General features: G+C 69.4%; 13 protein-coding genes. 8 read left to right on the top strand and 5 right to left on the bottom strand.

The window, feature by feature from the left end; all coding sequences use genetic code 11:
* Positions 1-46: 46 nt before the first annotated feature.
* The 5 genes from ribA to LY625_RS05990 all read left to right on the top strand — a co-directional run bounded on the left by ribA (position 47) and on the right by LY625_RS05990 (position 4,097).
* Entirely contained in the window at positions 47-766 is a 720-nt protein-coding gene (ribA, locus tag LY625_RS06010; RefSeq protein ID WP_233738282.1) for a GTP cyclohydrolase II, read from the top strand.
* Positions 767-919: 153 nt separating this feature from the next.
* A complete protein-coding gene (locus LY625_RS06005) occupies positions 920-1,603 on the top strand; it encodes a hypothetical protein (RefSeq protein ID WP_233738281.1) in 684 nt (227 codons plus the stop codon).
* A gap of 77 nt (positions 1,604-1,680) precedes the next feature.
* On the top strand, positions 1,681-2,682 hold the full coding sequence (locus LY625_RS06000; RefSeq protein WP_233738280.1) for a glutathione S-transferase family protein: 1,002 nt from the start codon (positions 1,681-1,683) through the stop codon (positions 2,680-2,682).
* A gap of 5 nt (positions 2,683-2,687) precedes the next feature.
* The gene (gene glk / locus LY625_RS05995; RefSeq protein ID WP_233738279.1) at positions 2,688-3,671 is read left to right on the top strand and encodes a glucokinase; all 984 of its coding nucleotides are present in this window, start codon (positions 2,688-2,690) and stop codon (positions 3,669-3,671) included.
* An 81-nt stretch (positions 3,672-3,752) separates the two neighbouring features.
* Positions 3,753-4,097: a GFA family protein gene (locus tag LY625_RS05990; RefSeq protein ID WP_233738278.1), complete on the top strand. Its 345-nt coding sequence runs from the start codon at positions 3,753-3,755 to the stop codon at positions 4,095-4,097.
* 65 nt (positions 4,098-4,162) lie between these two features.
* On the opposite strand, the gene LY625_RS05985 is transcribed toward LY625_RS05990, so the two are convergent.
* Together LY625_RS05985 and LY625_RS05980 are read right to left on the bottom strand one after the other, a co-directional pair.
* Positions 4,163-6,283 carry a TonB-dependent copper receptor gene (locus tag LY625_RS05985; RefSeq protein WP_233738277.1) on the bottom strand — a complete coding sequence of 707 codons (2,121 nt, stop codon included), beginning with the start codon at positions 6,281-6,283 and terminating at the stop codon, positions 4,163-4,165.
* Between the two features lie 60 nt (positions 6,284-6,343).
* Positions 6,344-6,736, bottom strand: a complete 393-nt coding sequence (locus LY625_RS05980; protein ID WP_233738276.1) for a DUF2946 family protein — start codon at positions 6,734-6,736, stop codon at positions 6,344-6,346.
* 221 nt (positions 6,737-6,957) lie between these two features.
* On the opposite strand from LY625_RS05980, the gene nirK reads away from it, so the two are divergent.
* From nirK to LY625_RS05965, 3 genes are all read left to right on the top strand, one after another.
* Positions 6,958-8,331 carry a copper-containing nitrite reductase gene (nirK, locus tag LY625_RS05975; protein WP_233738275.1) on the top strand — a complete coding sequence of 458 codons (1,374 nt, stop codon included), beginning with the start codon at positions 6,958-6,960 and terminating at the stop codon, positions 8,329-8,331.
* 150 nt (positions 8,332-8,481) lie between these two features.
* Positions 8,482-10,293: a DUF885 domain-containing protein gene (locus LY625_RS05970; RefSeq protein ID WP_233738274.1), complete on the top strand. Its 1,812-nt coding sequence runs from the start codon at positions 8,482-8,484 to the stop codon at positions 10,291-10,293.
* A gap of 94 nt (positions 10,294-10,387) precedes the next feature.
* The gene (locus LY625_RS05965; protein WP_233738273.1) at positions 10,388-10,804 is read left to right on the top strand and encodes a BON domain-containing protein; all 417 of its coding nucleotides are present in this window, start codon (positions 10,388-10,390) and stop codon (positions 10,802-10,804) included.
* Between the two features lie 148 nt (positions 10,805-10,952).
* On the opposite strand, the gene sstT is transcribed toward LY625_RS05965, so the two are convergent.
* The 3 genes from sstT to LY625_RS05950 are packed head-to-tail and all read right to left on the bottom strand — an operon-like array spanning position 10,953 to position 13,599.
* Positions 10,953-12,185: a serine/threonine transporter SstT gene (gene sstT, locus LY625_RS05960; protein ID WP_233738272.1), complete on the bottom strand. Its 1,233-nt coding sequence runs from the start codon at positions 12,183-12,185 to the stop codon at positions 10,953-10,955.
* Positions 12,186-12,217: 32 nt separating this feature from the next.
* A complete protein-coding gene (locus LY625_RS05955; protein WP_233738271.1) occupies positions 12,218-13,096 on the bottom strand; it encodes a DUF817 domain-containing protein in 879 nt (292 codons plus the stop codon).
* Between the two features lie 8 nt (positions 13,097-13,104).
* Positions 13,105-13,599, bottom strand: a complete 495-nt coding sequence (locus tag LY625_RS05950; RefSeq protein WP_233738270.1) for a tRNA (cytidine(34)-2'-O)-methyltransferase — start codon at positions 13,597-13,599, stop codon at positions 13,105-13,107.
* Between the last annotated feature and the right edge of the window lie 80 nt (positions 13,600-13,679).

The raw sequence follows: 13,679 nt of genomic DNA, 5'->3' as shown, positions 1-13,679 counted from the left end.
TAGGCATACGCGGCGCGTTGCCGCGAGCCCCACTGCAGGATCCACGATGCCCGACCGCAAGCCCGACCCCAGCGCCGCTCCGGCCGGCGATGTCGCCGCCACCACCCTGGCCCACCAGGACCTGGGTGGCGAGGTGGCGCCATTGCCCGGAAGCAATCCGGAGCAGTGGGTGCGGCTGGTCGATTCCTGTGACCTGCCGACCCGCTGGGGCAACTTCCGCCTGCACGGTTTCGTCGACCTGCGCAGCGGGCAGGAACACGTCGCCCTGAGCCTGGGCGGGCTGGACGACGGCGCCCCGGTGCTGGCCCGGGTGCATTCGGAGTGCCTGACCGGCGACGCCTTCGGCAGCCGGCGCTGCGACTGCGGCGCCCAGCTGGAGTCGGCCATGCAGCGCATCGCCACCGAGGGCCGCGGGATCATCCTCTACCTGCGCCAGGAAGGACGCGGGATCGGCCTGGTCAACAAGATCCGCGCCTACCACCTGCAGGACGAGGGTGCCGACACCGTCGAGGCCAATCAGGCGCTGGGCTTCGCCGCCGACCTGCGCAACTACGACCTGGTGGCGCCGATGCTCGGTCGATTCGGCGTCGGCGCGGTGCGCCTGATGACCAACAACCCGCGCAAGGTCGCCGCCTTGCAGGCCGCCGGGGTCGCGGTCGCCGAGCGGCTGCCGATCCGGGTCGGCCGCAATCCGGCCAATCAGGGCTACCTGGACACCAAGCGCAGCAAGCTGGGGCATTTGCTCGATCCCGACGCAGGGGCGTAGCGCGGTCGCATTCCCGGCGACGTGATTCCCACGCCCGCGGAAACCGCTTGCACGAAGCTGAACGGCCCTACCGTTAGCGTTCGTTCACTCCATGAATGAACGCTCATTTAAAATCGACATCCGGACGCCATCCCGGCGTCATGAACCCCTGAAATGAAGAACGAGCTCAGATTCGTGGGCGCCATTGCCGGCCGGTACGCCGGCCTGGCGTTGCTGACCGCCTTGCCGGTCCTCCTGTTCCACCTCGACACCCTGTGGCTGGGCAACAACATCGGCGAGTGGTCGCTGGTCGAGCTGGTGGCCGAGGCCTTCGTGTTGAGCTGCATCCTCAGCTTTGCCCGGCTGGCGCGGCACAGCGCCGTCGACCGCCGCTTCGCGGTGCTTGTCGCCGCCTTCTTCGCCTGCGTGCTGGTCCGTGAGCTGGACGCACTCCTCGATCTGGTGTTCGACGGACTGTGGCAACTGCTGGTGACCGTGATCGCCGTGTCGGCGCTGGCGTGGGCCTGGCGCGATGTTCCCGGCACGGTGGTGCCGATGCGCCACTTCCTGCTGTCGCGCCAGGGCTCGACGATGGCCGCGGGGCTGGCGATCGTGCTGGTGTTCTCGCGGCTGTTCGGGATGGGCGACATCTGGAGCCAGTTCGTCGACCTCGAGAGCGCCCGCGTGGTCAAGAATGCGATCGAGGAGTGCACCGAACTGCTTGGCTACACCCTGGCCATGGTCGCCAGCGCGGGCTATCGCCAGCGCCGGATGCGCGCGCTGCGCCGGCAGGCGGTCCGGGCACAGCCGGACCTGCCGGAGATCGAGGCGCCGCTCCCCGCCGCGCAGCCGCGGTAGGCTCGGCCTCCGCTGGTATGGTGACCTGCGGCGCGGGCCTGCCGCCGCAGGACCGCCGCACATGCGAGGAGGCGTCGATGGGCCTGTTGATCGATGGCCGCTGGGTCGACCAGTGGTATGACACCAAGAGCAGCGGCGGCAAGTTCGTCCGCAGCCGGTCGCAGTTCCGCAACTGGGTAACCGCCGACGGCAGCGCCGGCCCCAGCGGCGGCGAAGGATTCCGCGCCGAGGCCGGCCGCTACCTGCTGTACGTCTCGCTGGCCTGCCCCTGGGCCCACCGCACGCTCATCTTCCGCCAGCTCAAGGGCCTGGCGGGGATGATCGACGTCGCCGTGGTCAACCCGTACATGGCGGAGAACGGCTGGACCTTCGAGCCGGGTCCCGGGGTGACCGGCGACCCGCTCGGCGACTCCGACTACCTGTACCAGGTCTACCTGCGCGCCGACCCGTCCTACAGCGGCCGGGTGACGGTGCCGGTGCTGTGGGACCGCGAGCGCGGGACCATCGTCAGCAACGAATCCGCCGACATCATCCGCATGCTGGACTCGGCCTTCGACGGAGTGGGCGCGGCGCCGGGTGACTACGCGCCGCGGGAGCTGCTGGAGGCGATCGACGAGGTCAACGCCCACGTCTACGACACGGTGAACAACGGCGTGTACAAGGCCGGCTTCGCCACCGCGCAGGACGTCTACGAGCGCGAGGTCACGCGGCTGTTCGAGTCGCTCGACGGGCTGGAGGAACGGCTGGCGACCCGCCGCTACCTGCTCGGCGAGCGCATCACCGAGGCCGACTGGCGGCTGTTCACCACCCTGGTGCGCTTCGACCCGGTCTACCACGGCCACTTCAAGTGCAACCTGCGCCGCATCGCCGACTACCCCAATCTGTCGGGCCACCTGCGCGAGTTGTACCAGTGGCCCGGCATCGCCGGCACGGTCGACTTCGACCACATCAAGCAGCACTACTACCGCAGCCACCCGACCATCAATCCCAACCGCATCGTGCCGCTGGGACCGGTGCAGGACCTGGGTGCGGCGCACGGGCGCGGGCACCTGCAGGCTGCGGCGCGTCCGGGAGCGTAGTCGCCATGGCGCGCCACCTGGCCCTGATCGCCGACATCGGTGGCACCAATGCCCGCTTCGGGTTGACCGACCCGGCGGCGGAGGCGCCGGAGCTGCTGCAGCCGCTGGCGCTGCGCAACGCCGACTTCGCCAGCCTGCAGCAGGCCGCCGGGCATTACCTGGCGACAGTCGGCGTGCAGCCAGGGCGTGCCGCGATCGCCCTGGCCTGTCCGGTCGCGGGGGACCAGATCCGCCTGACCAACCGCGCCTGGTCGTTCAACCGCGGCGAGCTGCAGGCCGCGCTGGGGCTGGACGACTTGGTGCTGCTGAACGATTTCGGTGCCATCGCCCATGCGGTGCCGGCACTGGGCGAGGGCGACCGCGTCCGCCTGTGGGGCCCGGCCCGTGATGCGCTCACCGGACCGGTCAGCGTGCTCGGCCCGGGAACCGGACTGGGCGTGGCGATGCTGGTCGGTTCGCCGGCCAACGGTTGGCACGTGGTCGAGACCGAGGGCGGGCACGTCAGCTTCGCCCCGCTGGGCGAGGAGGAGCAGGAGATCGCGCGCTGGACCAGCGCCCGCCACGGACGCACGTCCTGGGAACGGCTGCTGTCCGGCGCCGGCCTTGCGACCCTGGACGCCGTGCTGCGGACCACGCCCGGCGGCCGGGACCCGACCGTACGCGAGCCGGCCGAGGTGGTCGCCGCGGCGCTGGGTGGCCATGACGTCGCCGCGCGCCGCGCGCTGGCGCGCTTCTGCGCCATCCTCGGCAGCGTCGCCGGTGACATCGCCCTGGTGCAGGGTGCGCGCACGGTGATGATCGCCGGCGGCATCGTGCCGCGCTTCGTGCCGTTCCTGCGCTCCAGCGCGTTCCGTGAGCGCTTCCTGGCCAAGGGCCGTTTCGCCGCCTACCTGGAGCAGGTCCAGGTGCAGGTGGTGACCCATGCCCATCCGGGCCTGCTGGGCGCGGCGGTGGCGCTGCGCATGCCGGCGCGGGACGGTGGTGCATGAGCGTGCCGCTCAGCGACGGCGTGCACCATCCATCGGATCGGAGCACCCTTGGCGCCCCACCCACCTGACCGGAGAACACCCATGCACAAGGGAAGCTGTCATTGCGGCGCCGTCCGCTTCACCGTTGACGGCGGGATCGACCAGGGCATCGAGTGCAACTGTTCGCACTGCAGCCGCAAGGGGTTCCTGCTGTGGTTCGTGCCGCGGCCCGCGCTGACGATCAGCGAAGGCGAGGACCGTCTCACCACCTACACCTTCAACAAGCACGTGATCCAGCACCGGTTCTGCCAGGTGTGCGGGTGCCAGCCGTTCGGGCTGGGGAAGATGCCGGATGGGACCGCGATGGCGGCGATCAATATCCGGTGTCTGGAGGATGTGGAACTGGATGAGGTGAAGCGGGTGGCGGTAAATGGGCGGGAGTTCTAGCGGCGGACTTCGTTGCGGCACATCGGGGGCGGCGGCTTGCGCACGCCGCCCCCGGGGACCCGCCGCTACCAGTTGTAGTTGAGCTTCACCCAGGCGGTACGCCCGGGTTCGTTGATCCGCACCGGGTCGGCGGGGTAGCCGAAGTCGGCGTTGCCGGCCAGGTTGAGGTGCTCGCTGTAGGTGCGGTCGAACACGTTGTCGACGCCCGCGGTCAGCTGCAGCTTTTCGTTGAAGCGGTAGCCGCCATTGAGCGCGAGGGTGGCGAAGCCGGGACTGGCATCCAGGTCCTGGCCGACCACGTTGCCGTAACCCGGGGCGACCCGGTCCTGGCCGTCGACCGCGCGCAGCAGTACGCCGGCCGACCAGCTGCCGTTTTCCCAGGCCGCGGTCAGGCGCGCCTCCAGCGGGGTCATCTGCGGCATCGGGCGGTTGGCGTCACGGATCTCGCCGCGGGCGTAGGCCAGGGTGCCGCCGAGCTTCCACTGGTCATCGGGCCGGTACTCGATCCCCAGCTCGGCGCCGCGGATGTCGGCATCGACGTTGCCGACCGCGCTCATGCCGCCGTGCATGTAGTGGAACTGGATGTAGTCGTTGATCCGCCCGGCATAGGCCGACACCCAGGCATCGAAGCTGGCGCCGCGGTACTGCAGGCCGACGTCCAGCTGGGTGGTCTTCTCGGTGTCGACGCCGGCGAAGGCGTTGGCCGCGTCGATCGGGCCCCGGCCTCCATCGAACATGTCGGGCGAGAACAGCTCCCAGTAGTCGGGCATGCGCTCGGTGTGGCCCAGGCCCGCGTACCAGGTCAGCGGGGCGTCCGCGGCGTCGCGCTCGTAGCGCACGAAGCCGGCGGTCAGGGTCTCCTTGCGCTCCATCCCGGCGGTCGGGTTGGGCATCGCATGGCCGCCGCCATGGCCGTGGCCGCCGCCGGAGAGCACGTGACGCTCGTCGGTGGCGCTGGCGCGGTCGACGCGGGCGCCGGCGATCAGCCGCGTGTAGTCACCCTGGAACCAGGTTCCCTCGGCGAACACGCCCAGGTTCTCGAAGCGGGCGTCGGTCGTCCATGGCGTCGAGCGGAAGGCGCCGCGGCCCATCGCGCTGCGGTTGCGGTGGCGGCTGTCCTGGTAGTCCATGCCGGCGGTCAGCTCCCACTGCGACGCGCTCCACTCCAGCGCCGCGCGCCCGCCGGCGGTGCGCCGCTCGACGTTGGAGGCCATCGGCATCGGCATCGAGCTGTCCGGGTTTGGCTCGCGCAGGCTGTAGTTGTCCATCACGTGGTCGGCGAGGTTGTGGTACGCGGTCGCCTCGAAGTGGTGCAGGTACTCGCCCAGGTCGTGCTTCTCGAAGCGCAGGCCGAAGTTCTCGCGCTTGAAGCGGCTGCCGTCCATGCCGCGGGTGGCGTAGCGCGACTCGCCGTCGCCGAAGCCCGCGGAGACCTCCAGCAGGGTGTCTTCGTCGGGCGTCCAGCCGGCCGCCAGGTCGGTGTTCCACTTCTCCCAGGCCGAGCCGACCCGGTTGCCGTCGCCGTCCTTGTAGTCGTCGGAATCGGAACGGTTGCCGCTGAAGCGCAGGTAGCCCAGGCGGTCGCCGTAGGTCGCATCGATCACCTGGTCGTTGCGCCCGAAGGAGCCGCCCAGCAGGCTGCCGGCGAGCTTCACCGTCGGCTCCTCGAAGTACTCGCGGTCGCGCTCGAAGCGCACCGTGCCGGCGGAGGCACCCGGGCCCCACAGCACGGTCTGCGGGCCCTTGATCACCACCAGGTTGTCGTAGGTCTCCGGCGAGACGTAGGACATCGGGTTGTCCATGCGCGAGGGGCAGGCGCCGGGCATCGCGCCGTCGTTGGTCATCAGGTTCAGCCGCGAGCCGAACATGCCGCGCAGCACCGGGTCGCCGTTGGTGCCGCCGTTGCGGACCGCGGAAAAGCCGGGGATGGTCTTGAGGTAATCGGCGCCGTCGCTGGCCGGGACCGGCTGGCGCGGGATCTTGGGGCTGGCCTCGAACTGCAGCGGCGAGACCGGGGCCAGCGCGGTGACGATGACCGCGTCGAGGTTGACCGGATCGATCTGCAGGCCGCCGTCGGGACCGGTTTCGGCGAGGGCGGACGGGGCGGCCAGCGCCAGCACGAGGGCCTGGGCAATGGCGAGGGACAGGCGCGACGAAACCTTCGCCGCGTTGCGGGAATTCGACATGGAACACTCCTGGATACAGGCGGGCGCGGCACGGCGGCGCGCGCGTGATGGGCGCTGTACTCAGGCGTGGGGCGGGCCACGCGAACCCAGGCCCCACGGGTGGCGCCAGGCCAGCAGGGGATTGGCCGCGCGTACCGGCAGGCGGGTGTCGTGGCGCCCGGAGGGCAGCGTCAGGTGTGCCGGCGCCGGGGGCACCGTCGAAGCCAGCAGCGGGCAGTAGCCGCAGTCGTAATGGGCCGCGCCGCCCGGCTGCGGCACCGTTGGCGCCGCGGGTGTGCCCGGCCCGCCATGGCCCGCGTGGCCGCCATGGCCGCCGTTGGCGTGCATCGCATGCGCCACTCCCGCTGCCGGGCCATTGCCCGCAAGCCGGCCGAGCGAGGGCACCAGCGCCATCAGCATGATGGCGGCCAGTGCCAGGCGGAGCATCCAGCGGTGGAGGGGGAGGTGCCTCATGGCAGGGAGAGTCTGGCAGGCGCGCGCGGGTGGCGACATGACGCGGATCAAGACGCAGGCGTATGGAGCGGTGCTGCGGTATGGCCCCCGGCTTTGCGCAGCTGAGCCATACCTGTCCGTACGGCGGAACTTGACGCAAGTCATGGCCGCACATCGGGCGGCTGCCTATGGTGCACCCCGAACGAGTCGACCGACTCGGATTACGCGAAGGAAGAAGACTGATGAAAGACCTGGTTCTGCTGCTTGCCCTGGCAACGGCCGCCGGCTTCACCCCCCAGGCCCTCGCCCAGAGTTCCTCGGCGGTAACGCCTGTCGCGGATGTCACCTTCACCCTGAAAACCGCGATCGATGAAGGACGCCTGGTCTTCGTCGGTGAAGCCGGTGCGATCAAGGGCGTGGTGAATCCCGAACTGAAGGTGGAGGAAGGCGCGGTCGTCGCGATCACCATCATCAACGGCGATGGCGCGATGCACGACATCGCGGTGCCGGACTTCGGCGCCCAGTCCGACCACCTGGTCGGCCAGGGTTCGGCGACCACCATCGTGTTCCGCGCCAACAAGGCAGGCACCTACGAGTACCTGTGCACGATTCCCGGGCACAAGGCGGCGGGCATGTTCGGCAAGCTCACCGTCGGTGACGTGGAGGAAGTGGCCTCCACCGCCGCGGACGTGGCCAAGGACCCGACCGAAGTCGGTGAGAAGGTGGGCGACCGCGCCGCGCAGCACGTCACCTACGACCTGCTGACCACGGAGCTGGAAGGCAAGTTGTCCGACGGCAGCACCTACCGCTACTGGACCTTCAACAACACCGTCCCCGGTCCGATGCTGCGCGTGCGCCACGGCGACACCGTCACCATCAACCTGAAGAACGACGAGAGCAGCATCAACATCCACTCGGTGGACTTCCACGCGGTCACCGGTCCCGGTGGCGGCGCGGCGGTGACCCAGGTGGCGCCGGGCGAGACCAAGAGCTTCACCTTCAAGGCGCTGCAGCCGGGCCTGTACGTGTACCACTGCGCGACCCCGATGATCGCCCACCACATCACCAACGGCATGTACGGGATGATCCTGGTCGAGCCGGAAGGCGGCCTGTCCGAGGTGGACCGCGAGTTCTACGTCATGCAGGGCGAGCTCTACACCGTGCAGAAGCACGGCTCGCGGGGCCTGCAGGAGTTCTCGCTGGAGAAGCTGCTCGACGAGAGCCCCGAACACCTGATGTTCAACGGCTCGATGACCTCCCTGACCAAGGACCACGTCATGAAGGCCAACGTCGGCGAGACCGTGCGCATGTACTTCGGCGTCGGTGGCCCGAACCTGGTCTCCAGCCTGCACCTGATCGGCGAGATCTTCGACCGAGTGTATGACCAGGCCTCGCTGACCAGCCCGCCGCTGACCGACGTGCAGACCACCCTGGTGGCGCCCGGTGGCGCGACGATGGTCGAGTTCAAGGTCGATTACCCGGGCCGTTACATCCTGGTGGACCACGCCCTCAGCCGTGCCGAGAAGGGGCTGGCCGGCTTCCTCGACGTGGAGGGCAAGGCCGACCCGGCGATCTTCAACAGCAACGAGAAGATCGACGCCAGCTCGGGCCACTGAGCAACCGCAGTACCACGGAACCGGGCCGCCTGTGCGGCCCGGTTTCTTTTTGCCCGTGCTGGGACTGACCAACGGCACGGCGCCGGGGGCCATGGAGGCGGCTACCATCAGCCGGTCGCGGCCTGGCCGCCCCTCACGCGGAGTTTTCCCATGCGCAACAGCACCCTTGCATTGGCCCTGGCGGCCAGCTTCGGCCTTCTTGCCGGCTGCCAGGCCCCGGCAACCCCCGCGCAGGACGGCGGTGGCACGGGTGTTGGCGCCACGGCCGGCGCGGAGGACACGCGCTTTGCCGAAGCGGCGGAGTCGCTGCTGATGCGCGCGCTGGAGCGTAGTCCGGAGTGGTCGATCTACGCCGGCCGTTACGACAACGCCGGGCAGCTTACGATCCCGGACGCCGCCCGCCGGACGGAGGACCTCGCCTTCGCCAGGGCCGCGCTGGCCGAACTGGCGGCCTTCGATCCTGAGCAGCTGCCGGCGGCGCAGCGCATCGACCACATGCTGCTGGTCAACCACTTCGAGTCGATGGTCTGGTACCAGCAGGAGTTCCGCGACTGGGCCTGGGACCCGTCCAACTACAACGTCGCCGGCACCGTCGCGCTGTTGCTCAACACCCCGTACGCCGACGAGGACGAGCGCCTGCGCGCGGTGATGGCGCGGCTCGAGCACGTCCCGGCGTATTACGAGGCCGCCCGCGCCAACATCGACGACCCCACGGCCGAGCACGTGGAACTGGCGATCGTGCAGAGCCGCGGTGCGCTGAGCGTGTTCGACGACGGGCTGCGCGGGCGCATCGATGCCTCGGGCCTGGATGCCGGCGACAGGGACCTGTTCAACCGGCGCATCGATGCCGCGCGCGGCGCGATCGAGGGCTGGATCGGCTGGCTCGAGGGCGAGCAGCAGCGACTGGCCGCCAGCGGTGACGCGCGCTCGTTCCGCATCGGCGAGGCGTTGTACGGACAGAAATTCGCCTACGACATCCAGTCCCACTACACCGCCGCCGAGCTCTACCAGCGCGCGGTCGGGGAGAAGGAGCGCCTGCACGCGCAGATGGACGACATCACCCGCGAACTGTGGCCGAAGTATTTCTCCGGCACCGCCATGCCGGAGGACCGGCTGAAGCGGGTGGGCATGATGATCGACCACCTCGCGGCGCGGCACGTCGAGCGCGGGGAGTTCGTCGACGAGATCAAGCGGCAGATCCCGCAGCTGGGCGAGTTCGTGCGCGAGCACGACCTGCTCGACCAGGACGAGAGCCGCCCGCTGGTGGTGCGCGAGACTCCCGAATACATGCGCGGCGGTGGCGCGGGTGCCTCGATCAGCGCGCCGGGCCCGTTCAACCCGACCGCCGACACCTACTACAACGTCAGTCCCCTGGATGCCTACAGCGACGAGCAGGCCGAGAGCTTCCTGCGCGAGTACAACCACTGGGTGTTGCAGGTCCTCAACATCCACGAGGCCATCCCTGGCCACTACACCCAGCTGCTGCATGCCAACAAGAGCCCGAGCCTGGTCAAGAGCCTGCTCGGCAACGGCGCGATGATCGAAGGCTGGGGCGTGTACGCCGAGCGGATGATGCTCGAGCAAGGCTGGGGCAACCAAGAGCCGGAGATGTGGCTCATGTACGACAAGTGGAACCTGCGCGTGGTGACCAACGCGATCCTCGACTACGCCGTGCACGTGGACGGGATGACCGAGGACCAGGCCATGGACCTGCTGCGCCGCGAGGCGTTCCAGGAGCAGACCGAGGCGGCCAACAAGTGGCGCCGGGTAAGGCTGTCGCAGGTGCAGCTGGCCAGCTACTTCACCGGTTACGCGGAGATCTACGACCTGCGCGAACAGCGCAAGGCCGAGTTGGGCGACGCGTTCAGCCTGAAGGACTTCCACAACCGTTTCCTGTCCTACGGCAACGCCCCGGTGTCGGCTATCGCCGAACTGATGCGCGAGCAGCATCCGGAAGACTGAACGGAGGCAGGCGGCGGCTAACTTCCGCCTCACGGGTCGTGAACACTCCATCCGGAGACTCGGGAGCCATCACCCCAACACGTGGAGCTCGCAGATGAAGAACACCCGTACCCCGCAGACCACCCTCGCCATTGCCCTGGCAACCGGCCTGATGTTCGCCGCCGGCGGCGCCATGGCCAACGACCCGGCGCAGGCCCAGCATGCCGACCACGCGATTGCCCAGGACAGCACGCTGACCAACACCGAACAGCTCGACCGCGCCGACTCCGATCAGCCGGGCACCGACACCTGGATCACCACCAAGGTCAAGGCCAGCCTGCTTGCCGACAGCGACACCGCCGGCACCCAGATCGAAGTCGAGACCAACAACGGCGTGGTCGGCCTGTCCGGCAACCTCGACAGCCAGGCGCAGGTGGATGCGGCCAAGCGCATCGCCGAGGGCATCGAAGGCGTGACCGAGGTCGACGCCAGCGACCTGCACTACGGCACTATGGCGGATTACGAGGAGTAATCCCGCGCGTCGGCTGGAATGACGTGCCAGCAGGAACGACAGGAGCGTGGCGCGAAGGCGCCACGCTTTTTTTTGGTCGCGTGGAGCCACTTGGCGGGGGGATCTGGAGCTGCCGCCCCGCCTGTAGCGGCTGCCTTTCAAGTCGCGGTCAGCCTGGAGTTCCAGCCGGCGCCGGCGGAAGCCGCGGCGACTCCGGTGCCGCCGCAGCCGTGAACAGCACATCCGTCGACGAGTTCAGCGCTGTTTCCGCCGAATCCTGCACCACTCCGACGATGAAGCCGATCGCCACCACCTGCATCGCCAGGTCGGTGGCGATGCCGAACAGCCCGCAGGCCAGCGGGATCAGCAGCAGCGAGCCGCCCGGGACGCCGGATGCTCCGCAGGCCCCTACCGTCGCGACCAGACTCAGTAGCAGGGCGGTGGGCAGGTCGACCGCGATGCCCAGTGTGTGCACCGCCGCCATCGCCAGCACGGTGATGGTGATCGCCGCGCCGGCCATGTTGATGGTCGCGCCGATGGGGATGGACACTGCGTAGGTTTCCTCCGGCAGTTCCATCCGGCGGCACAGTTCCAGGTTGACCGGGATGTTGGCGGCCGAGGAGCGGGTGAAGAAGGCGGTGATGCCGCTCTCGCGCAGGCAGGTGAGGACCAGTGGGTAGGGATTGCGGCGGGTCCTGAGGAACACGATCAGCGGGTTGCCTACCAGTGCCATGAACAGCATGCAGCCCAGCAGCACCGCCAGCAGTCGGGCGTAGTCCAGCAGCGCGGACAGCCCGGTCTCGGCCAGGGTCGCGGCGACCAGGCCGAAGATGCCCAGCGGTGCCAGCCGGATCACCAGCCGCACCACCCAGGTGATCGCATCGGACAGGTCGGACAGCGCCGCGCGGGTGGTGTCCGAGGCGTGCCGCAGCGCCAGGCCCAGGCCGAGCCCCCACGCCAGCAGCCCGATGTAGTTGGCGTTGACCAGGGCGTTGACCGGGTTGTCGAACACCTGCATCAGCAACGTGTTCAGGACCTGGCCGATGCCCTCCGGCGGCGTCAGCTCGATGCCTTCCGGCAGCACCAGCTGCAGCGTGGTCGGGAACAGGAAACTGGCGATCACCGCCACCAGTGCCGCGGTGAAGGTGCCGACCACGTACAGCAGCAGGACCGGGCGGATGCCGGTCTGCTGTCCCCGCCGGTGGTTGGCGATCGCCGCCGCGACCAGCACCAGGACCAGGATCGGCGCGACCGCCTTGAGCGCGGAGACGAACAGCGTGCCCATCAGTCCCGCCGCCGCGCCGGCGCGGGGCGAGGCGAGCGCCAGCAGCGTGCCGGCGATCAGGCCGATGACGATCTGGGTGACCAGGCTGGGGTGGCGCAGGAAGGCGGGAAGCGGCATGGCGGGGCCGTCGTGGCGGAAACGCCCGATTGTCACCGAGCCGGCACCGCGGTGCGAGGGCCGATGGTCCCCGGCTCTTCACCGGGACGATGGACGATCGACACCAGCACGACCGACAGGATCATCAACAGGAACCAACTGCCCAGCTTGGCCAGCCCGACCATCTCCCAGCCCGCCTCCTGGCCCGGGTACACCCAGGCCCTCCCGAAGGTGCCCAGGTTCTCGGCCAGCCAAATGAACAGAGCGACCAGGAAGTAGCCCAGCAGCAGGGGCATCGAGCGTCGCCGGCGGTCGGTGGTGAACCAGAACCATCCGCGCCCGAACAGCACCACGGTGGCGGCGAACAGCAGCATCCGGATGTCCGGCAGCCAGTGGTGGGCGAAGAAGTTGACGTAGATCGCCGCCGCCAGCACCCAGGTCGTGCACGGCGGCGGATAGCGGCGTACGCGGATGTGGAACACCCGCTGCACCCGGGCGATGTAGCTGCCCACGGCGGCATACATGAAACCCGAGAACAGCGGCACACCGCCGATCCGCAGCAGGTTGTCCTCGGGATACAGCCACGAGCCGTGGGCGGTCTTGAACAGCTCCATCACCGTGCCGGCGACATGGAACAGGAAGATCACCCGTGCCTCCTCCCAGCTCTCGAGACGGAACGCCAGCATCAGTGCCTGGATCGCTACTGCGCCCAGCACCAGGAAGTCGTACCGTGCCAACGGTGCCTGTGCGGGCCAGTACAGGTGGGTGGCCAGGATCAGCGCCAGCATCGCCCCGCCGAACAGGCAGGCCCAGCCCTGCTTGAGCCCGAACCAGAGGAACTCGAACGCGGCGTGGCGCCAGGGGCCGCGGTCGGCCCATGCCTGGACCCCGGAAAGCCGGCGGCGCCCCCACGCCTCCAGCGGCAGGCGCATCCCCGTGATCACGCGTCCGCCGCACCCGCGAAGCCGAGCTGCCGCCAGGCCTCGAACACCGTCACCGCTACCGCGTTTGACAGGTTGAGGCTGCGGTTGCCGGGGCGCATCGGCAGGCACAGGCGCTGGCCGGGCGGCACCGCCTCGAGCACCTCGCCGGGCAGCCCCGCGGTTTCGCAGCCGAACAGGAAGGCGTCGCCGGCGCGGTAGGCGGGCGTATCGAAACGCGTCGTGCCGCGCGTGCTCAGCGCGAACAGCCGTGGCGGCGTGCCTGTGCCGCCGGTCCGGCCTGCAATGGCGGCCAGGGCGGCGTCGAGGTCGTCGTGCACCTGCACCGCGGCGTACTCGTGGTAGTCCAGCCCGGCCCGGCGCAGCTGCCGGTCCTCCAGCGTGAAGCCCAGTGGGCGCACCAGGTGCAGCCGGGCGCCGGTATTGGCGCACAGCCGGATCACGTTGCCGGTGTTGGGCGGGATTTCGGGCCGGAACAGGATCACATCGAGCATCGGTGGAGTTTACGGCCACGACTTGTGACCCATGCCATCCGCCTTGCGCGCGGCTACGATCGGCCCCTGGTGCCCGACCG

This window comes from Lysobacter sp. GX 14042 (genome assembly GCF_021390425.1).
Taxonomy (GTDB): domain Bacteria; phylum Pseudomonadota; class Gammaproteobacteria; order Xanthomonadales; family Xanthomonadaceae; genus Novilysobacter.
This window is presented reverse-complemented; position numbering and strand designations above follow the sequence as displayed.